Below are 19,655 nucleotides of genomic sequence, written 5' to 3' on the forward strand. Positions count from 1 at the left end.
AGCGCTGCGCCGGACTCCGTCCGTCGAGTGGTGTCGGGCGGTGGTGACTAGCCCTCGGACGCCAGCCTTGCCGGGAAGCCGCCGGTGGCCACCGGTCCCCATGTCTCCGGCGTGACCCGGATGATCGACTTCCCCTGCTTCACCATCGCCTCCCGGTACTCGTCCCAGTCCGGGTGCTCCCCGGAGATGTTCCGGAAGTACTCCACGAGCGGCTCCACGGACTCCGGCGAGTCGATCACTTCGGCGGAACCGTCGATCTGTACCCACGGCCCGTTCCAGTCGTCGCTGAGGACCAGGACGCTCACCCGGGGGTCCCGCTTGGCGTTGCGCGTCTTGGCCCGCTCGGGATACGTGGAGACCACGATCCGCCCCGCATCGTCGACCCCACAGGTCAACGGCGAGGCCTGCGGGCTGCCGTCGGCACGCCGGGTCAGCAGCAGGGCGCGATGACGAGGCCGTACGAAGTCCAGCAGCTCTTCGAGTGAAACGCGGGTGTTCGTCGCGATGTTCGGTGCCATGAACTCAGCCTAGGGGCAGCGACTCCCCCTGCACCGCCTGGATGTCCAGCTCCACCTTCAGCGTCGTCCCGATGGCCGCGATGCCGGCCTGGACGACCTGGTTGTAGTTCATGGCGAAGTCGTCCCGGTGGAGCTCCGTCGTCGCCCGGAACGCCGCCCGTGTCCCGCCCCATGGATCGGCCCCCGTACCGAGGTAGGCCAGGTCCAGGTCCACGGGCCGTACGACGCCGTGCATGCCGAGTTCGCCGTGCACGGTCCAGCGGTCGGAGCCGACGGCGGCCGTGACCCCCGTCGAGCGGTAGGTGATCTCGGGGTACCGCTCCACGTCCAGGAAGTCCGGCGACTTCAGATGCCCGTCCCGCATGTCGTTGCCCGTGTCGATCGAGTCGGCCCGGATCACCGCCTCCACCCGGGACTTGGTGACGTCGTCGGGCGCGATCTCGATGGCGCCCGAGAAGTGCGTGAAACGGCCCCGCACGCTGGAGATCCCCAGGTGCTGGGCCACGGCGGCCACGCTGGAGTGCGCCGGGTCGACGGTCCACGGTCCGGGCGGCGGCAGTTCCGTGCCGCCCTGCCGGGCCAGCGTCACCGTGCCGACCTCGGCCCGCCCGCTCGCGGTGACGATCGCGCTCGCGGCGGCGGGCGCGTAGCCGACGGCGGTCACGATGACGGTGTACGCCCCGGGGGCCAGCGGATTCGCGTCCCGTACCGTCCCCTCCGCGTCGGCTTCCGCCCGCAGCACCTGCGTTCCGGTCGTGTCGGTCACCGTGACGACCGCGTGCGACACGGCCCATCCGTCCCGGGTGCGGATCCTCGCGGTCAGTCCCGTCAGTCCCATCCCGTCCAACTCCCTGCAAAGACTTACAAATTGGCCATAAAGAAGCCGGCCCGTGGCGGGCGGACACACCTCCGCTCAGAGCGTGCCGCCACCCACCACGGGCCGGGGTTCGACTACTCGCCTGGGTGAGCGAGCGTGATGTCGTGGTCGTCCGCGCCGCGGCCGGTCACCGTCAGCGCCGTCGCCACCGGCGGGTATCCCGTCGCGATGACCGTGTACTCGCCGCCGTCCAGGTCGGTGAAGGCATACGCCCCGTCCGCCCCGGTCGTCGCCGTGCCGACCACGTTGCCCGCCGCGTCGACCAGGGTGACCCGCGCGTCGGCCAGCGGACCGTGCGGCGCCCGTACGACGCCCTGGACCTGGGCTCCTGCCTCAAGGTCGACCTCGATCCGGGTGACCCCGGTGCCGCCGATCTCGACGGGCAGGGCGCGCGGCCGGAACCCGGCGGCGTTCACCGCGACGGTCACGGCACCCGGCACCAGCTCGGCGAAGCTGAACTCGCCCTGCTCCCCGGTGGCGGCGGTCGCCAGCAGATCCCCGCGGACGTCGGTGACGATCACCATCGCGTCCTTGACGGCCAGCGCGCTCCCCGCGGCCCGGACCACACCGCTCAGGCCGCTGGTGCCGCTGAGCAGGATGTCGTACGCCACCGGCTCCTCGCCGTTCACCACGATCGTGGAGGCCTGCGGCTGGAAGCCGTCGGCGGAGGCGATCAGGACGTAGGAGCCCGCGCCGGGCGCGTCCACGGCGTAGGCACCGTCGGCCTGCGCCACCGACCGGCCGAGCTGGCGGCCGGCCAGCGAGATCAGCGTGACCGCCGCCTGCGGCACGGGCGCGCTCTCGGCGCCCCGCACGAAGCCGCTGACCGGGACGCCGCCGGACGCACCGGTGGTCGCCTCGGGGCGGGCCACCGTGGCCACGGCCGCGAGCCGCTGAGTGCCCTCCGCCGAGACCTCGGTGTCGGCGGCGGGGGTGGCCCAGCTCGGGACCCGCTCCTGCGCGGCGGCCGGCGCGGTGCCGGCGCCCGCGGCCTCGACGGGCTCCGGCGTGCCGGGCTCGCTGCCCTCGGCGGCCTGGGCCAGGGCGCCCTTCGTCTTCAACGGGACCTCCTTGATGAACAGGGCGAACAGGAGGGCGAGGAAGGCGATCGGCGCGGCGTACAGGAAGACGTCCGCGACGCCGTGGCCGTACGCGCTCTCGATGACCGTGCGGACGGGCGCGGGCAGCGCGTCGAGGTCCGGTATCTCACCGTGGCCCGACGAGCCCTGCACGCCCAGCTTGGTCAGGCCCTCCTCGGCGTAGTGCGTGATGCGGTGGCTGAGGACCGCGCCCAGGGCCGAGACGCCCATGGCACCGCCGAGGGAGCGGAAGAAGGTCACGACCGAGCTGGCGACGCCCAGGTCGCTCGGGTCCACCTGGTTCTGCGTGGCAAGGACCAGGTTCTGCATCATCATGCCGACGCCGAGACCCAGTAGGGCCATGAAGATCGCGACGTGCCAGTACTCGGTGTCGTAGCGGATCGTGCCGAGGAGTCCGAGGCCCGCCGTCACCAGGACACCGCCGGCCAGCAGCCAGGCCTTCCAGCGGCCGGTGCGGGTGATGACCTGGCCGGAGACGGTCGAGGAGACGAACAGGCCGACGATCATCGGGATCGTCAGGACGCCGGACATGGTCGGCGACTCGTTCCGGGCCAGCTGGAAGTACTGGCTGAAGAAGATCGTGCCCGCGAACATCGCGATGCCGACGAAGAGGGAGGCCAGCGAGGCGAGGGTGATGGTGCGGTTGCGGAAGAGCCGCAGGGGGATGATCGGCTCGCTCGCCTTGGACTCGACGAGGATGAAGATCAGGAGCAGTGCCAGCGCGCCACCCGTCATCGCGCCGGTCTGCCAGGACAGCCAGTCGTACTTGTCACCGGCGAAGGTCACCCAGACCAGCAGCAGGCAGACCGCGGCGGTGATGAAGAACGCGCCCGCCCAGTCGACCTTGACCTTCCGGCGCACGACCGGCAGGTGCAGGGTGCGCTGGAGCACGATCAGGGCGACGACGGCGAAGGGCACGCCGACGTAGAAGCACCAGCGCCAGCCGAGCCAGTCGGTGTCGGTGATGACACCGCCGATCAGCGGACCGCCGACCATCGCGGTGGCGAACGTGGCGCCGAGGTAGCCGTTGTACCGGCCGCGCTCACGCGGGGAGATCATCGCGGCCAGGATGATCTGGGCCAGCGCGGACAGACCGCCCATGCCGATGCCCTGCACCGCGCGGAACGCGATGAGCATCCCGGCGTTCTGCGACAGACCGGCCAGCGCGGAACCGGCCACGAAGATGACCAGCGCCAGCTGTATGAGCAGCTTCTTGGAGAACAGGTCGGCGAGCTTGCCCCACAGCGGGGTGGACGCGGTCATCGCCAGCAGCGACGCGGTGACCACCCAGGTGTAGGCGCTCTGGCCGCCGCCGAGGTCCTTGATGATGTCGGGCAGGGCGTTGGAGACGATCGTCGACGACAGGATCGCGACGAACATGCCGAGCAGCAGCCCGGTCAGCGCTTCCATGATCTGCCGGTGCGACATCGGAGCGCCGTCGGCGTGGGCGCCCCCTGAGGGCTTGGCGTGAGCCCGCACACCGGCTGGTGTGGTCGTTGCCATGGGCTTCCTTCTCTTGCTGGTCATCACTGGGTGATCGCGGGTGTACGGCAGTCGTCGAAGCTGGCCCTGAGCCGGGCCATGAGTCGGGTGAGCTCGGCGACGTCGTCGTCGGTCCAGTCGCTCAGCCGCTCGGCGAGCAGCTGCGTGGTCCGCCGGGACATCTCCCGCACCCGGTCCTCACCGGCCGGGGTGAGGCGGAGGATGCGGCTTCGTTTGTCCGCCGGGTCGGGGGAGCGCTCGATCCAGCCGCGCTCGGCGACGTGGGTGACATGGCGGCTGGTGACCGACATGTCCACGGCGAGCAGCTCGGCGAGCTTGCTCATGCGCATCTCCCCGTGGCGGGCCAGCAACGTCAGTACGGCGGCGGAACCGGAGGGGCAGTCGGACGGCAGCGTCCGTCCCATCTCCCGTTTCACGGCGCCGAAGGCGCTGAACTGGCGCACCAGCTCCTCGTACTGCGCCTGCTCGGCCATCACACCTCCGTCGTTTGTTGCTTAGGGCAACCATAGAAGCGGTTGGTTGCTACAGGCAAACAAAAAGGGTGGACTGGGCCGCAAAAACTTGGCAAAGGCAAGTATTGCGACCGTAAATGTGCAGGTGGGGTGGGTCCTGTGACCCCCTGTGCAGGGCGGGAGCCCCCACTTGGGCCGAACGGGCTAATTCGCTAGGGTCTCAGGCCATGGCTAACACCCAGGGCCCCCAGGGCAACCACGACCCCGCAGGCAACACCCAGATGTTCCGCGCGTTCGTCGACGAGGGCCCGCAGGGCGGGCGCCAGCAGCAGGCCGCCGCCTCCTCCGGTCCCCGCATCGGCCTGATCCTCGGCGTCGTCGTCGCCGTGGCGATCGTCGCCGCGGTGGCGTGGCTGGCGTTCAAGTAGGCCGTACGGCCGCTACTCCCACCGGACGGTGACGTCCCGCGTCTCGATGTGCATGCCGAGCGGCACCTGCCATGCGTCGACGCACACCGTCCAGGTCTGTTCCCTGTCCGTCCCGGCTCCGATCGGCGCCGGGAGTTTCCGCGTGGACTCGATCGTCGCCCAGTCGATGCCGAGCGCACCGATGACGTGCGTGCCGAAGGTGACGGTGCCGGAACGGACGGCGGTACCGCCCGAGTTGCGGAAGCCGAGGGTGACCTTCTCGCACCAGCGCTTGTCCGTGGGCTCCCGTACGGGGTCGCCCACCGTGAGCTTCGCCGGCGAGGCGGGTGCCGGGGGAGTCGCCGAGCCCGGGGGCGTCGAGGAGGCCGAGGGCTCGGGTGAGCTTCCCGGTCGTGGGGCCGCGCCGCTTGCGGTGGCCGTGGAAACGGGGCCGCTCGAAGGCCGGGCCGGGTCCTGATCTCCTCCGGGTGAAGCCGGGGACGCTGCCCCCTGACTTCCCTGCCGGCCGGTCGAGTTGCTCGAACCGCTGCTGCCGGTGGGGGCACCGCTCGGCGGTTCGTCCAGCGGCACCAGCGTCACCTCGCCCGTCGGCGCGGCGGCCGTACCGGACACGCTGGGCGGTCCACCCGCCGCACCCGTCGCGACGTACCCGTCACCGCTCCCGCCGCCTCCGCACGCGGCCAGCATCCCGCCGAGGCAGACGACGGCCGTCGACGCGCCGATCAGGGCGCACCGACGGCCAGGTGTCGTGGTCGTCCATATCCGGCGAGGCATCGGGCCATGGTGGCTGACGCCCCGTCAAATATGAAGGGAGCGGAAGGGGTCAGTCGGAGATGAGGCCCTCGCGGAGCTGCGCCAGGGTCCGGGTCAGCAGTCGGGAGACGTGCATCTGGGAGATGCCGACCTCCTCGCCGATCTGCGACTGGGTCATGTTGGCGAAGAAGCGCAGCATGATGATCCGCCGCTCACGGGGCGGCAGTTTGGCCAGCAGCGGCTTGAGGGACTCGCGGTACTCGACGCCCTCCAGGGCGGTGTCCTCGTAGCCGAGCCGGTCGGCCAGGGAGCCCTCGCCGCCGTCGTCCTCCGGGGCCGGGGAGTCCAGCGAGGAGGCGGTGTACGCGTTGCCGACCGCGAGGCCGTCGACGACGTCCTCCTCGGACACGCCCAGCACGGCGGCGAGTTCGGTCACCGTCGGGGAGCGGTCCAGTTTCTGGGAGAGCTCGTCGCTGGCCTTGGTGAGGGCCAGGCGCAGCTCCTGGAGCCGGCGCGGCACGCGCACCGACCAGGACGTGTCGCGGAAGAACCGCTTGATCTCGCCGACCACCGTCGGCATCGCGAACGTCGGGAACTCCACGCCCCGTTCGCAGTCGAAGCGGTCGATCGCCTTGATCAGGCCGATGGTGCCGACCTGGACGATGTCCTCCATCGGCTCGTTGCGCGAGCGGAAGCGGGCCGCCGCGTAGCGCACGAGGGGGAGGTTGAGCTCGATCAGGGTGTCCCGGACGTAGGCACGCTCGGGGCTGTTCTCGTCCAGTGCGGCGAGCCGCAGGAACAGGGAGCGGGACAGGGTGCGGGTGTCGATGGACTCCGATGCCGTCAGGGCTGGGGCCGGAACGGCCTCCAGGGGTGAAACGTCGTCGAGCGCGGCGTCGGGCGCGGACTCGCTCTTTGTGAGCGTGAGCACCTTCGAGCTGCCCTGGTCTGCGGACATGCCACCCCCTTTGGGTCGCGGGACGGTCGTGGCGAACGCTCCGATCGAGGAACGTCAGCCTTCACCTGAATACCGGAGCCGAAGCCACGGCAAACGCGCTTCCCGAAGAATGTCACATGTCGGCAACACGCTGTAGTGACATGTCGACATGTGAGACTTGAATCCGCCCTGGATAAAGGGGGTCTGACGGTCTTTCGGCCCAGAACTGTCGGGATCCGCCCTGGTGAGCGATTCGCTCGTGACGGTTACCGGTCGCTCCTGTTTGCGGTTACGCGTCGATCCGGTTCGCCGAACGCAATCGCTGGAAGCTACGCGCGAGTAGCCTCGAAACGTGCATCTGGGAGACCCCGAGTTCCGCACTGATTTGTGACTGGGTGAGGTTGCTGTAGTAGCGCAGAAGAAGGATTCTCTGCTCGCGTTCGGGGAGTTGCACCAGCAGGTGCCGGACCAGGTCCCGGTGCTCCACGCCGTCCAGGGCCGGGTCCTCGTAGCCCAGCCGGTCCAGCAGTCCGGGCAGCCCGTCGCCCTCCTGGGCGGCCTCCAGTGAGGTCGCGTGGTACGACCGCCCGGCCTCGATGCAGGACAGCACCTCGTCCTCGGTGATGCGCAGCCGCTCGGCGATCTCGGAGGTGGTGGGGGTGCGTCCGAAGGCGGTCGTCAGGTCCTCGGTCGCGCTGTTCACCTGGACCCACAGCTCGTGCAGCCGGCGCGGTACGTGGACGGTGCGGACGTTGTCGCGGAAGTACCGCTTGATCTCGCCGACGACGGTCGGCATCGCGAACGTCGGGAACTGCACGCCCCGGTCCGGGTCGAAGCGGTCGATGGCGTTGATGAGGCCGATCGTGCCGACCTGGATCACGTCCTCCATCGGCTCGTTGCGGGAGCGGAAGCGGGCGGCCGCGTAGCGCACGAGCGGGAGGTTGGCCTCGATGAGCGCCCCGCGCACGCGGTTGTGCTCCGGCGTGCCCGGTGTCAACTCCTTGAGCTCCCCGAAGAGCACCTGGGTGAGCGCCCGGGTGTCCGCGCCGCGACTGCGGGGCGGCGTGGGTGCGGGGGTGTCCTCCTGGGTCGGGGCTTGAGGCGCAGTACTGGCCGGCACGGTCAACTCCACCTCGTGATCCATCAACTCATCCGTCAAAAGCGGTCATAGCATCACAAGACAGTTCATTGTGTTCAAGTACCGCATAATCCCGTGTTGGGAATGGATCGCTGCGCAAGACACGCGAAAGCCCCCCGCCGTTCCGGCGGAGGGCTCTGGGGGTCCGGGGCGGGACCGGGGTACGGCGGCTCAGAATTCGTAGTCGGCGATCACCCAGGTGGCGAACTCCCGCCACAGCGTGACGCCCGCCTGGTGCTCCGGGTGCTCCGCGTACGCGCGCAGGGCGGTGGCGTCCTCGAAGGCGGAGTTGATCGCGAAGTCGTAGGCGATGGGACGGTCGCTGATGTTCCAGCCGAGCTCCCAGTGCCGGATCTCGGAAATCTTGCCCTCCAGCGACCGGAAGGCCTCGACACCCTCCACGACCCGGGGGTCGTCGCGCTGGACGCCCTCGTTGAGCTTGAAGAGGACCAGGTGGCGAATCATGCGTACTCCCGGAAGGTGTGGCCCACGGCAGGCCTCAGCTGTCGCCTCCGTTGGCGATCCATGTCATGAAGTCGCCGATGGCCTGGGCGGCGTCCGATATGCCCTCGAACCCTATCTGCACGTAGCCGGCTGCCCCTTTCGGGTCCGTGATGATCACGTAGAACACGAAGACCACGAGCACGTAGACGGCGATCTTCTTCGAATTCGCCGCCATCGCGGCCTCCCCTGTGCCTGCTGTGCCGAATGAGCCGAAAGAGCCCCCTGTTACCGGCGGTGAGTGTAACCTTCGCGCCTTACGGGAGATCAACAGCACGAAGGGCCCCGTCTGTCGACGAGGCCCTTCTTCGGCGGTAGCGGAGGGATTTGAACCCTCGGTGACTTGCGCCACACTCGCTTTCGAGGCGAGCTCCTTCGGCCGCTCGGACACGCTACCGAGGGAGACCTTACAGCACACGGGGCCATGCCCCGAAATCGGTATTCGCCGAGCTCGTACCCCGAACCCGTCTCACCGATCCCGGAAGAACTCCGTGAGAATCCGGGCGCAGTCCTGGGCGAGCACGCCCTCGATCACCTCGGGCCGGTGGTTGAGCCGCCGGTCGCGTACGACGTCCCAGAGGGAGCCCGCGGCACCGGCCTTCTCGTCCCGGGCGCCGTACACGACCCGGTCGACCCGGGACTGCACGAGCGCCCCGGCACACATGGTGCAGGGCTCCAGTGTGACGACGAGCGTGCAGCCGGCGAGCCGCCACTCCCCGAGCTCCGCCGCCGCCCGCCGGATCGCCAGGACCTCGGCATGGGCGGTCGGATCGCCGGTCGCCTCGCGCTCGTTGTGACCGACGGCGAGCACGGTCGTACCGTCGGCGGACAGCACGACGGCGCCGACGGGGACGTCCCCGCCCCGGACGGCCAGTTCGGCCTCGTCCAGGGCGAGCCGCATCGAGGCCCGCCAGCGGTCGCGTACGGGGTCGGGCACCTCGGGCGTCGGCCCCTGCTCGGACGAGGTCAGCGGACGGTCTCCAGCACCTCCGAGGCACCCAGCGCCTCGGCGATCGCCCCGAGCGCGTCCTCGGCGTCCAGGGCCTTCAGCTCCTTCTCGCTGACGCCGAGGTCGCCGAGGATCTCGGTATCGCCGACGGGGCTGTGCGGAACGGCGTCCGCGGAACCGCCGTCCTCGTCGTCGTCGGAGTCGCCGTCGGGCTCCTCCGTGCCGTCCAGGTCCAGGGCGTCCAGGTCGCTGTCGTCACCGGGCTCCCTTCCGAGCAACTCGTCGGTGAGCAGGATCTCCCCGTAGCTGCTGCGGGCAGCGGCGGCGGCGTCCGAGACGTAGATGCGAGGGTCTTCCTCGCCATCGATCCGGACGACCCCGAACCAGGCGTCCTCCTGCTCGATGAGCACGAGGACCGTGTCGTCCTCGGGCGAGGCTTCACGGGCCAGGTCGGCCAGGTCCGACAGGGTCTCCACATCATCGAGCTCTGTGTCGCTCGCTTCCCACCCGTCTTCGGTGCGCGCGAGCAGTGCGGCGAAGTACACCGTGACTCTCCCACTGGTCATAGGCGTGCCGGTTGGGGGTCCCCCCGGCGGAGGTTGGGGGCGGGGAGAGCTGTGCTCCGAGCCCACCCACTCGGAATCGTGGCAGAAACAAGGCGTTCAGGGGACGTCTTCGGCTCCCTGTGTCCGGCACTTTTGATCGCGTTGGCCCGAGAGGGTCCGCGAGCATGTCCGTGAAGGACTCACCAGCGCACTCGTTGCCGCCACGTGCGGATCGTACGCGGCTTTTCCAGCCGTCCACGCACGGCCACCGCTCAGGCGCCCCCGAAGGGCGGGGATCTTTTCCGGCGGCTCGCTCTACCAGCGGAACGTTCGCATGCGCAGGGCGTGGCGCAGGCGGGCCGCCTTGGCGCGGCGCGGCTGGACGCGGTCCCGCAGGGCGCGGGCCTCGGCGAGCTCCCGCAGGAACTGGGCGCGGCGCCGACGACGCACGGCGTCCGCCTCCTCCCGCGCGGTGTCCGCGGTGGACTCACGGTCAGGCACAGGCACACCACCCCCGGTATGTCCCTCCCACTTTCCCTCTGATGGGCGGTTTGATGCCAGCGCCAGGACGAGGTGTTGGCCTACGGGTTGCTGCGTGTGAGGGCGCTGGGCCCATCCGGCCCGGTTAATGTTGTGGACATGCGTCTCCACGTCGTCGACCACCCCCTGGTCGCCCACAAGCTCACCACGCTGCGCGACCAGCGCACCGACTCCCCGACCTTCCGTCGGCTCGCCGACGAGCTGGTCACCCTGCTCGCCTACGAGGCCACGCGGGACGTGCGCACCGAAGCGGTCGACATCACGACCCCGGTCACCGACACCACCGGCGTCAAGCTCTCGCACCCGCGCCCGCTGGTGGTGCCGATCCTGCGCGCCGGCCTCGGCATGCTGGACGGCATGGTCCGGCTGCTGCCGACCGCCGAGGTGGGCTTCCTGGGCATGATCCGCAACGAGGAGACGCTGGAGGCCTCCACGTACGCCTCGCGCATGCCGGAGGACCTCTCCGGGCGTCAGGTGTACGTCCTGGACCCGATGCTTGCCACGGGCGGCACGCTGGTCGCGGCGATCCACGAGCTCATCAAGCGCGGCGCGGACGATGTGACGGCCGTGGTGCTGCTGGCCGCGCCCGAGGGCGTCGAGCTGATGGAGCGCGAGCTGGCGGGGACGCCGGTGACGGTGGTGACGGCCGCTGTGGACGACCACCTGAACGAGCACGGGTACATCGTGCCGGGGCTGGGAGACGCGGGAGACCGTCTTTACGGGGCGGCCGAGTAACGGTGGCCGAGTAAGGGTCGGCCGAGCAAGGAGCGGCTTCCCCGCGCCCCTTGGGGGCGTCGCTCAGCAGCCGTTCTTCGAAGCGCCGGGCGTCGGCCGGGGCTTGGCCAGGGCGGCCAGCGCCTTGTCGGCGTCCGCCTTCTTGGCCAGCTCCTTGAACTTGTCGCCGATGATCAGGTCGACGGTCGCGTTCTTGCGGGCCGCGTCGGTACGGCGTTCGGCGGTGCCGAGCTGGGTGGCGAGGACCGGCAGCGAGGTGTTCAGGGACGCGGCCGGGCCCAGGAACAGCCCGGTGCCCTTGACCTTCTTGTCGAACTCCTTGGTCGCGTTGCCCACGTCACCGATCTTGAAGCCGCGCTTCTTCAGCTCGTCCGCGGTCTGCTTGGCGAGGCCGCTGCGGGTCGTGGCGTTGAAGACGTTGACGGTGATCTTGCCCGGCGCGGGCAGCTTCGCGGGGTCGGCGGCCGTGGCCGAGGGGGTCGCCCCGGCCTCGCAGTCGGCCTTCGGACCGGCCGCCGAGGCCTTTCCGCCGCCGCCGGTGAAGACGTCGATGAGTTGCAGGGTGCCCCAGCCGATCATGCCGAGCGCGGCGGCGGAGGCGACGGTGACGACGACGAGCCTGCCGCGTCGCCGGGGGCGGCGCATCCGCGGGTACTTGTCCCCCTTGATCCGGTACTGGCCGCCCATGCCCGGGGGAGTCAGCATGCTCATGGGCGCAGCGTAGTGCGCCCGAGCGGCAATGCCTACTAGATGATCATTCGAGGCGGCGCGGTCCAACCCGAAAGGGGCAACAGCTGACGCCCCGGTCGCGTCGCCCCGGGGTCAGTCCAGTTCCAGGACTCTCGCGTGCAGCACCTGGCGCTGCTGGAGCGCCGCCCGCACCGCGCGGTGGAGGCCGTCCTCCAGGTAGAGGTCGCCCTGCCACTTCACGACGTGCGCGAAGAGGTCGCCGTAGAACGTGGAGTCCTCGGCGAGCAGCGTTTCCAGATCGAGCTGACCCTTGGTCGTCACGAGCTGATCGAGGCGGACCGGGCGCGGCGCGACGTCCGCCCACTGCCGGGTGCTTTCCCGGCCGTGGTCGGGGTACGGCCGGCCGTTTCCGATGCGCTTGAAGATCACACGGAAAGCCTACCGGTCAAGACCTTCCGGGCGCAGCCATGACGCCGGAGTGCGCCGCTGGAAAAGCGATAGCAAAACGGGACGAACCAGCAAAGCCGGAGGAAGTGGCGGCCGAATCGGTGACGCGGCCGGGTGGATCTCGCCCCCGCCGCCCCTACCCGTCCCATCCCCCTGTCCCATCCCCGGGGGCTGCGCCCCCAGACCCCCGCTTCGGCCCCGAAAGGGCCTCGTCCTCAAACGCCGGACGGGCTGACAACCAGCCCCCGTACGCCGAAAGGGGCCGGCGTCCGCGCCGTACGGGCGGTATGCACAGGCTGTGGACAGGCCGGGGAGCTGAGGGCAAGGGAGCAGAAGGAGCAGCCCTCCGTCGTCGAACAGGTCATCGGGAGCGGCCTGTCCAGGTCCTCGGCGGGAGATCACCCGATCGCCCCTCGGTACGGCGCGGCGGAGGCGGGGAACGGAGAAGCCCGCCTCCGCCGCGCCCGCGTCAGCCGCGCTCCCGTTCCTTCGGGGGATGCTGCGGCTCTTGCTTCTTCGTCTGCGGCTTCGGCGTGTTGCGTACGACTTCCGCACGCAGCAGGGCGCGCAGGACCGCGTAGTGGTCGGTGGGCATGGCTGTGCTCCTGCTCCTCGTGTCGTTGCTGACTGACCTCGTGGCGGGGTCGGTCAGCAGCGCAGGACCACAGTGCGCAGGATGTGCGAGACGTACGGCGCCCGTGGCGGGGCGCTGTGGCGCCCGCACGCCCGGACGCCGCGCGCGGCCTCCGGCAGCGAGCCGGTACCCGGCCGTGCGGGCCGTACGGTGCCGCGCCGGTCGCCGCGGGCCGGCGGTCGCAGGGCCGGGTCCAGGGCGTCGTGCTCGGCGATCTCACCCGAACCCGAACCCGAACCCGAACCCGAGGCACCCGAGGCACCGGTCACGACGGGCAGGGCGTGTGCCTGGGCGTGGGCGCCCGGCACCAGCAGGGCGAGCAGCAGCACGAGGACCCGCAGCCAGGCGCGGCTGCGTGAGCGGCATCGTGCGGTACTCGCGGTACTCACGGGAAGTCATCTCCCCGGTTGCCGTACGCGGTTCATCCCGTACGGGGCGAGAACCGCCCACACGGCGTACCGGCTCGCGGCGCGTATCACAGCTCGTGCGGGACCTGGCGGGCCCGCCCCCGGATGCGGAGCGCGATGGCGATCTCGACGACGCCGACCACCACCAGCCAGCACCCGCCGAGCCACATCAGCACGGTGACCGACTCGATCGGGGAGTCGATCAGCACGATGCCGCCGATGACGGTGACGATCCCCAGGAAGATCTGCCAGCCGCGGGCCGGCATGGACTTGTCGGAGGCGGCGGCCAGCAGCTGGGAGATGCCGCGGATGAGCCAGCCGATGCCGATCCACAGGGCGAGCAGCAGGATCGACTGCATCGGGCGGCGGAAGCAGAACAGACCGAGGACGACCGACAGGATGCCGCTGATGAACGCCAGCACCCGCAGCGAGGTCGTCCGGTGCGTGCCGAAGGCCGAGACCAGCTGGAACACGCCGCTGATCAGGAGGTAGAGGCCGAAGAGCACACCGGAGACGAAGAGCGGCGCGTCCGGCCAGACCAGGACCAGGACGCCCAGGACCAGCGAGCAGACGCCGGTGCCGAGGACGACCTGCCAGGCGGCGCGGGAGAGGGCGTGCAGGGTTCCTTCGAGGGGCGGCTCGGGCTCATGGGCCGTACCCGGGCCCGTACCCCTGCCCGTGCCCGGCCCCGTCCCGGGCGGCTGCCCGGCGTGGACCCGCCGGTCGTCGTAGTCCCGGCCCCATGGATCGCCGGTCGGTGACTCGGTCATGACCCATGCTGGGAACGACCCGGCCCACCCCGCCATTCGGGACGGGCCACTCGCATGACGGCACCGTCCGGGTACGCCGCCCGGTCACCCCGTCGGCCGGACGTCCCCCGCCGCCGTAGCTACCGCCCCACCGCCGTGACTACTTCCCCGCGGCCTTCGCCGCCTTGGCCGCCGCCTTCATCTCCTGCTTGTGCGCGCGCACCTTGGCCAGGGACTCGGGGCCGGTGATGTCGGCGACGGAGCGGAAGGACCTGGTCTCGCCGTAGGCGCCCGCGGCCTCCTGCCAGCCCTTGGGCCGGACCTCCAGCTGCTTGCCCAGCAGGGCGAGGAAGATCTGTGCCTTCTGCTTGCCGAAGCCGGGCAGCTCCTCCAGCCGGCGCAGCAGTTCGCGGCCGTCCTCGACGCCTTTCCAGACGAGTTCGGCGTCACCGTCGTAGTGTTCGACGAGGTACTGGCACAGCTGCTGGATCCGCTTGGCCATGGACCCCGGGTAGCGGTGCACGGCCGGCTTCTCGGACAGCAGGGCGCCGAATGCCTCCGGGTCCTGCGCGGCGATGTCGTGCGCGTCCAGGTCGTCCGCGCCGAGCCGGTCCGCGAGGGTGCGCGGCCCCTTGAACGCCCACTCCATCGGAACCTGCTGGTCCAGCAGCATGCCGACCAGCGCGGCGAGCGGGCTGCGGCCGAGGAGCTCGTCGGCCTCGGGGTCCTGGGCGAGGTGAAGGGTGACGTCCATGCCCCCGATCATGCCCCCTCGCCTCCGGCCCCGCAGCCGTGGGCCGGGTCAGGGACGCCAGTACCCCAGCGCGTTCACCCGCTGCTTCGGCAGACCCAGTTCCTTGCGGACGTACGACGTCAGGGCCCGGGTCGTCGCCGTGTCGCAGGCGATCCAGACGTACGGGTCGGAGGCGCCCTCGAGGAGGTCGGGCAGGGCCTCCTTCACCTGGGCGACGAGGTGGGCGCCGGCGTCGCGCCTGGGCAGCGTCCGTATGTCGTGGCGGGAGGGCTCGGTGCGGAAGGGGAGGCCGTCCTGCCCGTCGCCCTCGAACCACACCGTGGCCGGGGACGGGTCCAGGGCGGCGAGGAGGGAGTTGAGGGCGGGCAGGGAGGCCGGGTCCGCGACGGCGAAGACATGGGAGGGGGCGGGCTCGGGCTGCTCGAAGCCCGTGCCGTGGATCGTCGCCTCGATCGTGTCGCCGGGCTTCGCCGTCCGTGCCCAGTCGCTGGCGCACCCCTCGTGCAGGGCGAACTCCAGGCTGAAGGTGCCGGCCGCCGGGTCCGGGTCGACCAGGGTGTAGGCACGCTGGTGCGGCTTGCCCGCGTTGTCGAACCACAGCCGGACCCACATGGTGGGGTGGACGCCGGTCGCGGCCAGCATGCCGCCGTCCGTGAGGTGGACCCGGCGGTAGTGCTCGGTGACGTCCTCGGCGCCCGTCACCGTGAACACGAAGTCCTTCGCGCGCAGCAGCTTGAGGACCGCGCCTTCCCAGCCGTGCCCCTGCCCCATGGCTTGTTCACCCTTCACGTACCATTCCTGCACCAATGACTTAGGCAAGGCTAACCTAAAGCAAAGGAGGGGCACAGGTGACCGGCGAGATCTTCCGTGATGCCTGGGGCATTCCGCACCTTCGCGCGGACGACGCGATGGCACTCGCCCGGGTGCAGGGCCGCGTCACCGCCCTCGACCGGGCCTGGCAGTTGGAGGTGGAGCGGCACAGGTCCGAGGGAACGTCCGCGTCCTTTCTCGGGGCCGAGGCCCTGCCCTGGGACCGGTTCGTCAGACGGGCCCGCCTCGACGACACCGCGAGACGCTGCTTCGCCGAACTGGAGAGACGGGACCCGGAGTCGGCGGGGTGGGTGCGGGCGTACGTCGACGGGGTGAACGAGGGGCTGGTCGAAGGCGCCCGCCGTACGCCGGAGTTCGCGCGGACCGGGCTCGCCCCCGGCCGCTGGGAGCCCTGGACCCCGCTCGGCGTCTGGCTCGGCATCCACATCCTCTTCGCCGGCTTCCCGGCCAAGCTCTGGCGCGAGCAGGTCGTACGGCATCTCGGCGCCGACGCGGTCCGGCTGTTCGCCACGGACGGGCCCGCCACCTCCGGCAGCAACGGCTGGCTGGTGAGCGGCGAACGGACCGTCACCGGACGCGCGATCATCGCCGGCGACCCGCACCGCTTCATCGAGGAACCCGGCGTCTACCAGCAGATCCACCTCTCCTGCCCCGAGTTCGACGTCATCGGCCTCGCCGTCCCGGGCGTCCCCGGCATCGCCCACTTCGGCCACACCGGCACGGTCGCCTGGGCCATCACCAACGCCATGGCCGACTACCAGGACCTGTACCGGGAGCGGTTGCGGCGTACCGGGGCGGGGGTGGAGGCCCTCGGGCCGGACGGCGTCTGGCGCCGCGCCGCCCGGCACACCGAGGTGGTCCAGGTCGCGGGGGAGGAGCCGGTCGAGGTCGAGGTGATCGAGACGGAGCGGGGGCCGGTGGTGATCGGGGGGCCGGAGGGACTGCCGGACGGGTCCGCCGACCTGCCGGAGGGGTTCGCCGACCTGCCGGAGGGGTCCGCCGCCCTGCCGGAGGGCCTTCCCGGTCTCGGGGACGGGCTCCCCGATTTGCAGGAAGGTTTCTCCAGCGAGCTCCCCAGCCCCCTGGACGACACCACCCCGCCGCTGGCCGTCGCCCTCCGCTACCCGCCCCGCGTCACCTCCGACCTGGGTTTCAGCGCCCTCCTCCCCCTCCTGCGCGCCCGTCGCGTCGCCGACGTCGACCGTGCCGTCGACCGCTGGGCCGAGCCGGTCAACGTCGTCCAGGCCGCCGACACCGAGGGCGGCCTGCTGCACCGCGTCGCCGGGAAGGTGCCGGTGCGGTCCGCGGCCAACCGTGTCCGGCTCGTTCCCGCCTGGGAGCCCGGCCACGACTGGCAGGGCTGGCACGACACGCCCCGGGGCGGGCTCGTCGACGGCGTCGCCGCCATGGCCAACCAGCGCGGCCTCGCCGCACCGCTGGGCGTCGAGTTCGCCCCGCCGCACCGCGCCGACCGCGTCACGGCCCTGCTGGGGGAGAAGGACCGCTGGTCGGCCGCCGACATGCCGGCGATCCACATGGACACCCGACTGGCCTCCGCGGCGCCGCTGCTGGACCTCCTGAGCACCGTCGCCCACCTCACCCCCGCGGCCGCCCGCATCCGGCAGACCCTCCTGGACTGGGACCGCCGCATGGACGCGGACAGCGAGGCGGCCGCCGTGTACGCGGCGCTGCGCGGGGCGGTCGTACGGCGACTGGCCGCGCACCCGGCCTTCGCCGCGCTGTCCGTCCCGCCCGCCTACCCGGAGATCCTCCTGCCCTGGCTGGCCCTGCTCCCCCGCATCGGCTTCGCCCTCGAACACCTCCTGCGCGCTCAGGAGTTGTACGACATCGACCGCACTGAGACGGTCCGCGCGGCGGTCGAGGAGGTGGCCGCGGAGCAGCCCGCCGCAGCCGGGCGGACCTGGGCCGACACCCACCGTCTCGCCCCCTGGCGGGCGCTGGCCGACCCCTCGTACGACGCACCCGGCCTCTCCGGCGACCACGACTGCGTGCTGTGCACCTCGGCCGTACCCGGCCTCACCGACCTGAGCGCCCGCGGCCCCGCCGCCCGCTACGTCTGGGACCTGGCCGACCGTGAGGCCAGCCGCTGGGTGGTCCCGCTCGGTGCGTCCGGAGTTCCCGGCTCGCCCCACCACCGCGACCAACTCCCCCTGTGGCTCGGGGGAGAACTGGCCCCCGTCCTCACCGATTTCACCAAGCTCAAGAAGGAATCCGATGTCTGAGCTGTCTGAGCTGTCTGAACTGTCTGAGCTGTCCGAGTCGCCCGCGGTCGTCAGCAGGCCCGTCCGCGAACCGGTGCACGAGCAGGCGGTCGACGGCCTGGGCACCGTCCGCATCCGCCCCCTCGTCCCGCACACCGACGCCGGCATCGTCCACGGCTGGGTCACCGAGGAACGGGCCGCCTTCTGGGGGATGAACGGCCTGACCAGGGACCAGGTGGCCGAGATCTACGCCCACATGGACACCCTCGACACCCACCACGCCTTCCTGGTCCTGCGGGACGCCGACCCGGTCGCACTCCTGCAGACGTACGAGCCGGAGGCCGACCGCGTCAGCGCGTGCTACGACGTCCGCCCCGGCGACATCGGCGTCCACCTGCTGCTGGCGCCCGCCGGGGCCGGGGGCGGGCGGCCCGGCTGGACCGCGGCGCTCCTGACGGTCATGACGTCGTACGTCTTCCTCACCCTGGACCGGCAGCGGGTCGTGGTGGACCCCGACGTGCGCAACGAGAAGGCCATCGACCGTTTCCTCAAGCAGGGCTTCACCGCGGGGCCGGCGGTCGTGCTGCCGGAGGTCGACCTCCCGGAGGTGTACATACCGCGGAAGGACGCCCAACTGGCGTTTCTCGACCGGGGGGTAGCCTTCCCGGCGTGACCCCTGAAGACCTCGTCGCGCACTACGCACTGGAGCCGATCCCGCGGGAGGGCGGGCTGTTCCGCCGCACCTGGGCGGGACCGGAGCAGGCCGACGGGCGCCCGCAGGGGTCGGCGATAGTCGTGCTCCTCACCGCGAGCGACTTCTCGGCCCTGCACCGCCTGCCGTCCGACGAGATCTGGCACTTCTATCTGGGCGACCCCCTGGAACTCCTGCTCCTCGCCCCCGACGGCACGTCCCGCACCGCCGTGCTCGGCCCCGACCTCCTGCGAGGCCAGCACATCCAGCTCACCGTGCCCGCCGGTACCTGGATGGGCGCGCGGGTGGTGGCGGGCGGGTCCTGGACCTTCTTCGGCTGCACGATGGCGCCCGGGTTCACCTACGAGGGCTACGAGCACGGCGACCTGGCGGAACTGACGGCGCGCTATCCCGCCGAGGCCGCGCGTATCGCGGCACTGTGCCGTCCATGAGCGGACGCGGACTCCTCGAAGGACAGGTCGCCCTCGTCACGGGCGCGGGCGGCGGCATCGGGCGGGGTATCGCGTCGCGGTTCGCGCAGGAGGGGGCGGCGGTCGTGCTCCATTGCCGTACGGCGGTGGCGGCGGCGGAGGAAGTGGCGTCCCGTGTCCGGGAGTCGGGTGGGCGGGCGGTCGTGCTGCGGGGCGACCTGACCGACGAGGACGCGTGCCGGCGGCTGGTCGGCGAGGCCGCCGAGTGGGGTGGCGGCCGGCTGACGGCGCTGGTCAACAACGCCGGTGTGCAGCCGACGCGGGAGCTGGCCGGGATGGGGGTGCGGGAGTGGCGGGCGGTCGTGGACACCAACCTGTCGAGCGTCTTCGCGTGCACGCAGGCGGCGGTCGAGGTCATGCGGGGGCAGGCGCCTGCCGGCGGCTCGGTGACCCACATCGCCTCCATCGAGGCCACGCATCCGGCACCCCTGCACGCCCACTACTCCGCGTCGAAGGCGGCGGTGGTGACGCATGCCCGGGCAGCCGCGCTGGAGTACGGGCGTCTCGGGATCCGGGTCAACACGGTGTCCCCCGGGCTGATCGGTCGCGAGGGGCTGGAGGAGGCGTGGCCGGAGGGGGTGCGGAGGTGGCGGTCGGCCGCTCCCGTGGGGAGGCTGGGGCGGCCGCAGGACGTGGGGGACGCGTGTGTGTTCCTGGCGTCGGGGCTCGCTTCGTGGATCTCCGGGCACGATCTGGTGGTGGACGGCGGGGTGTCGGCTCGGCCGACGTGGTGAGTGCGGGCGGATTCGGGGCCGCCCCTGCC

The 19,655-nt window shown here is 71.2% G+C and carries 25 protein-coding genes and 1 tRNA gene; 6 read left to right on the forward strand and 20 right to left on the reverse strand.

What is annotated here, in order from left to right; translation table 11 throughout:
* Window positions 1–47: 47 nt before the first annotated feature.
* The 4 genes from ACFU95_RS36530 to ACFU95_RS36545 form a co-directional block, all read right to left on the reverse strand.
* Entirely contained in the window at window positions 48–518 is a 471-nt protein-coding gene (locus ACFU95_RS36530) for a PPOX class F420-dependent oxidoreductase (RefSeq protein WP_383837209.1), read from the reverse strand.
* Between the two features lie 4 nt (window positions 519–522).
* Window positions 523–1,356: a YceI family protein gene (locus ACFU95_RS36535; RefSeq protein ID WP_383837212.1), complete on the reverse strand. Its 834-nt coding sequence runs from the start codon at window positions 1,354–1,356 to the stop codon at window positions 523–525.
* A 113-nt stretch (window positions 1,357–1,469) separates the two neighbouring features.
* Window positions 1,470–3,998: an MFS transporter gene (locus ACFU95_RS36540; RefSeq protein ID WP_383837215.1), complete on the reverse strand. Its 2,529-nt coding sequence runs from the start codon at window positions 3,996–3,998 to the stop codon at window positions 1,470–1,472.
* A 23-nt stretch (window positions 3,999–4,021) separates the two neighbouring features.
* Window positions 4,022–4,471 carry a MarR family winged helix-turn-helix transcriptional regulator gene (locus tag ACFU95_RS36545; RefSeq protein ID WP_383837218.1) on the reverse strand — a complete coding sequence of 150 codons (450 nt, stop codon included), beginning with the start codon at window positions 4,469–4,471 and terminating at the stop codon, window positions 4,022–4,024.
* A gap of 206 nt (window positions 4,472–4,677) precedes the next feature.
* Between ACFU95_RS36545 and ACFU95_RS36550 the strand changes: the two genes are divergently transcribed.
* Window positions 4,678–4,878 carry a hypothetical protein gene (locus ACFU95_RS36550; protein WP_383837221.1) on the forward strand — a complete coding sequence of 67 codons (201 nt, stop codon included), beginning with the start codon at window positions 4,678–4,680 and terminating at the stop codon, window positions 4,876–4,878.
* A gap of 12 nt (window positions 4,879–4,890) precedes the next feature.
* Here the strand turns inward: ACFU95_RS36550 and ACFU95_RS36555 are convergent, their stop codons facing one another.
* The 9 genes from ACFU95_RS36555 to ACFU95_RS36595 form a co-directional block, all read right to left on the reverse strand.
* The gene (locus ACFU95_RS36555) at window positions 4,891–5,652 is read right to left on the reverse strand and encodes a hypothetical protein (RefSeq protein WP_383837224.1); all 762 of its coding nucleotides are present in this window, start codon (window positions 5,650–5,652) and stop codon (window positions 4,891–4,893) included.
* 49 nt (window positions 5,653–5,701) lie between these two features.
* Window positions 5,702–6,589, reverse strand: a complete 888-nt coding sequence (locus ACFU95_RS36560) for an RNA polymerase sigma factor SigF (protein ID WP_383837227.1) — start codon at window positions 6,587–6,589, stop codon at window positions 5,702–5,704.
* Window positions 6,590–6,857: 268 nt separating this feature from the next.
* Window positions 6,858–7,712 carry an RNA polymerase sigma factor SigF gene (locus ACFU95_RS36565; protein ID WP_383837230.1) on the reverse strand — a complete coding sequence of 285 codons (855 nt, stop codon included), beginning with the start codon at window positions 7,710–7,712 and terminating at the stop codon, window positions 6,858–6,860.
* 165 nt (window positions 7,713–7,877) lie between these two features.
* Window positions 7,878–8,171 carry a Dabb family protein gene (locus ACFU95_RS36570; RefSeq protein ID WP_383837233.1) on the reverse strand — a complete coding sequence of 98 codons (294 nt, stop codon included), beginning with the start codon at window positions 8,169–8,171 and terminating at the stop codon, window positions 7,878–7,880.
* 34 nt (window positions 8,172–8,205) lie between these two features.
* On the reverse strand, window positions 8,206–8,385 hold the full coding sequence (locus tag ACFU95_RS36575; protein ID WP_383837236.1) for a hypothetical protein: 180 nt from the start codon (window positions 8,383–8,385) through the stop codon (window positions 8,206–8,208).
* A 134-nt stretch (window positions 8,386–8,519) separates the two neighbouring features.
* A tRNA-Ser gene (locus ACFU95_RS36580) sits at window positions 8,520–8,604 on the reverse strand.
* Between the two features lie 72 nt (window positions 8,605–8,676).
* Window positions 8,677–9,108: a tRNA adenosine(34) deaminase TadA gene (gene tadA, locus ACFU95_RS36585; protein ID WP_383837307.1), complete on the reverse strand. Its 432-nt coding sequence runs from the start codon at window positions 9,106–9,108 to the stop codon at window positions 8,677–8,679.
* A 65-nt stretch (window positions 9,109–9,173) separates the two neighbouring features.
* A complete protein-coding gene (locus ACFU95_RS36590) occupies window positions 9,174–9,701 on the reverse strand; it encodes a hypothetical protein (protein ID WP_383837310.1) in 528 nt (175 codons plus the stop codon).
* 315 nt (window positions 9,702–10,016) lie between these two features.
* The gene (locus ACFU95_RS36595) at window positions 10,017–10,202 is read right to left on the reverse strand and encodes a hypothetical protein (protein ID WP_383837239.1); all 186 of its coding nucleotides are present in this window, start codon (window positions 10,200–10,202) and stop codon (window positions 10,017–10,019) included.
* A 138-nt stretch (window positions 10,203–10,340) separates the two neighbouring features.
* Here ACFU95_RS36595 and upp point away from each other — a divergent pair, with 138 nt between their 5' ends.
* Window positions 10,341–10,976, forward strand: a complete 636-nt coding sequence (gene upp, locus ACFU95_RS36600) for a uracil phosphoribosyltransferase (protein WP_383837242.1) — start codon at window positions 10,341–10,343, stop codon at window positions 10,974–10,976.
* Window positions 10,977–11,039: 63 nt separating this feature from the next.
* Here the strand turns inward: upp and ACFU95_RS36605 are convergent, their stop codons facing one another.
* The 7 genes from ACFU95_RS36605 to ACFU95_RS36635 form a co-directional block, all read right to left on the reverse strand.
* Window positions 11,040–11,663 carry a LytR C-terminal domain-containing protein gene (locus ACFU95_RS36605; RefSeq protein WP_383837313.1) on the reverse strand — a complete coding sequence of 208 codons (624 nt, stop codon included), beginning with the start codon at window positions 11,661–11,663 and terminating at the stop codon, window positions 11,040–11,042.
* A 135-nt stretch (window positions 11,664–11,798) separates the two neighbouring features.
* Entirely contained in the window at window positions 11,799–12,095 is a 297-nt protein-coding gene (locus ACFU95_RS36610) for a type II toxin-antitoxin system VapB family antitoxin (RefSeq protein ID WP_003999914.1), read from the reverse strand.
* A gap of 487 nt (window positions 12,096–12,582) precedes the next feature.
* Window positions 12,583–12,708 carry a hypothetical protein gene (locus tag ACFU95_RS36615; protein ID WP_383837245.1) on the reverse strand — a complete coding sequence of 42 codons (126 nt, stop codon included), beginning with the start codon at window positions 12,706–12,708 and terminating at the stop codon, window positions 12,583–12,585.
* A 53-nt stretch (window positions 12,709–12,761) separates the two neighbouring features.
* Window positions 12,762–13,136 (reverse strand): hypothetical protein, encoded by a 375-nt coding sequence (locus ACFU95_RS36620; protein ID WP_383837248.1) that lies wholly within the window; start codon window positions 13,134–13,136, stop codon window positions 12,762–12,764.
* A gap of 86 nt (window positions 13,137–13,222) precedes the next feature.
* Window positions 13,223–13,924, reverse strand: a complete 702-nt coding sequence (locus ACFU95_RS36625) for an HdeD family acid-resistance protein (RefSeq protein WP_383837251.1) — start codon at window positions 13,922–13,924, stop codon at window positions 13,223–13,225.
* A gap of 139 nt (window positions 13,925–14,063) precedes the next feature.
* Window positions 14,064–14,657 (reverse strand): HhH-GPD-type base excision DNA repair protein, encoded by a 594-nt coding sequence (locus ACFU95_RS36630; protein WP_383837254.1) that lies wholly within the window; start codon window positions 14,655–14,657, stop codon window positions 14,064–14,066.
* 48 nt (window positions 14,658–14,705) lie between these two features.
* On the reverse strand, window positions 14,706–15,428 hold the full coding sequence (locus ACFU95_RS36635) for a siderophore-interacting protein (protein ID WP_383837316.1): 723 nt from the start codon (window positions 15,426–15,428) through the stop codon (window positions 14,706–14,708).
* Between the two features lie 77 nt (window positions 15,429–15,505).
* On the opposite strand from ACFU95_RS36635, the gene ACFU95_RS36640 reads away from it, so the two are divergent.
* From ACFU95_RS36640 to ACFU95_RS36655, 4 genes are read left to right on the forward strand one after another with little or no spacing between them, the layout of a single operon-like run.
* Entirely contained in the window at window positions 15,506–17,731 is a 2,226-nt protein-coding gene (locus ACFU95_RS36640) for a penicillin acylase family protein (protein ID WP_383837257.1), read from the forward strand.
* Window positions 17,724–18,383, forward strand: coding sequence for a GNAT family N-acetyltransferase (locus ACFU95_RS36645; RefSeq protein ID WP_383837260.1), 660 nt, complete (start codon window positions 17,724–17,726; stop codon window positions 18,381–18,383). The genes ACFU95_RS36640 and ACFU95_RS36645 overlap by 8 nt, the downstream gene beginning before the upstream one ends.
* Window positions 18,380–18,853, forward strand: a complete 474-nt coding sequence (locus ACFU95_RS36650; protein ID WP_383837263.1) for a cupin domain-containing protein — start codon at window positions 18,380–18,382, stop codon at window positions 18,851–18,853. Before ACFU95_RS36645 ends, ACFU95_RS36650 begins: the two co-directional genes overlap by 4 nt.
* Window positions 18,850–19,626, forward strand: coding sequence for an SDR family NAD(P)-dependent oxidoreductase (locus ACFU95_RS36655; RefSeq protein ID WP_383837266.1), 777 nt, complete (start codon window positions 18,850–18,852; stop codon window positions 19,624–19,626). The genes ACFU95_RS36650 and ACFU95_RS36655 overlap by 4 nt, the downstream gene beginning before the upstream one ends.
* The last annotated feature ends 29 nt before the right edge of the window (window positions 19,627–19,655 follow it).

The organism is Streptomyces sp. NPDC057623 (genome assembly GCF_042800355.1).
GTDB lineage: Bacteria > Actinomycetota > Actinomycetes > Streptomycetales > Streptomycetaceae > Streptomyces.

Bases quoted from the DNA above. Each gene is read 5' to 3' on its own strand.
- ACFU95_RS36530 (WP_383837209.1), bottom strand. From the start codon at position 518: ATGGCACCGAACATCGCGACGAACACCCGCGTTTCACTCGAAGAGCTG.
- ACFU95_RS36535 (WP_383837212.1), bottom strand. From the start codon at position 1,356: ATGGGACTGACGGGACTGACCGCGAGGATCCGCACCCGGGACGGATGG.
- ACFU95_RS36540 (WP_383837215.1), bottom strand. From the start codon at position 3,998: ATGGCAACGACCACACCAGCCGGTGTGCGGGCTCACGCCAAGCCCTCA.
- ACFU95_RS36545 (WP_383837218.1), bottom strand. From the start codon at position 4,471: ATGGCCGAGCAGGCGCAGTACGAGGAGCTGGTGCGCCAGTTCAGCGCC.
- ACFU95_RS36550 (WP_383837221.1), top strand. From the start codon at position 4,678: ATGGCTAACACCCAGGGCCCCCAGGGCAACCACGACCCCGCAGGCAAC.
- ACFU95_RS36555 (WP_383837224.1), bottom strand. From the start codon at position 5,652: ATGCCTCGCCGGATATGGACGACCACGACACCTGGCCGTCGGTGCGCC.
- ACFU95_RS36560 (WP_383837227.1), bottom strand. From the start codon at position 6,589: ATGTCCGCAGACCAGGGCAGCTCGAAGGTGCTCACGCTCACAAAGAGC.
- ACFU95_RS36565 (WP_383837230.1), bottom strand. From the start codon at position 7,712: ATGGATCACGAGGTGGAGTTGACCGTGCCGGCCAGTACTGCGCCTCAA.
- ACFU95_RS36570 (WP_383837233.1), bottom strand. From the start codon at position 8,171: ATGATTCGCCACCTGGTCCTCTTCAAGCTCAACGAGGGCGTCCAGCGC.
- ACFU95_RS36575 (WP_383837236.1), bottom strand. From the start codon at position 8,385: ATGGCGGCGAATTCGAAGAAGATCGCCGTCTACGTGCTCGTGGTCTTC.
- tadA (WP_383837307.1), bottom strand. From the start codon at position 9,108: ATGCGGCTCGCCCTGGACGAGGCCGAACTGGCCGTCCGGGGCGGGGAC.
- upp (WP_383837242.1), top strand. From the start codon at position 10,341: ATGCGTCTCCACGTCGTCGACCACCCCCTGGTCGCCCACAAGCTCACC.
- ACFU95_RS36605 (WP_383837313.1), bottom strand. From the start codon at position 11,663: ATGGGCGGCCAGTACCGGATCAAGGGGGACAAGTACCCGCGGATGCGC.
- ACFU95_RS36615 (WP_383837245.1), bottom strand. From the start codon at position 12,708: ATGCCCACCGACCACTACGCGGTCCTGCGCGCCCTGCTGCGTGCGGAA.
- ACFU95_RS36625 (WP_383837251.1), bottom strand. From the start codon at position 13,924: ATGACCGAGTCACCGACCGGCGATCCATGGGGCCGGGACTACGACGAC.
- ACFU95_RS36630 (WP_383837254.1), bottom strand. From the start codon at position 14,657: ATGGACGTCACCCTTCACCTCGCCCAGGACCCCGAGGCCGACGAGCTC.
- ACFU95_RS36635 (WP_383837316.1), bottom strand. From the start codon at position 15,428: ATGGGGCAGGGGCACGGCTGGGAAGGCGCGGTCCTCAAGCTGCTGCGC.
- ACFU95_RS36645 (WP_383837260.1), top strand. From the start codon at position 17,724: ATGTCTGAGCTGTCTGAGCTGTCTGAACTGTCTGAGCTGTCCGAGTCG.
- ACFU95_RS36655 (WP_383837266.1), top strand. From the start codon at position 18,850: ATGAGCGGACGCGGACTCCTCGAAGGACAGGTCGCCCTCGTCACGGGC.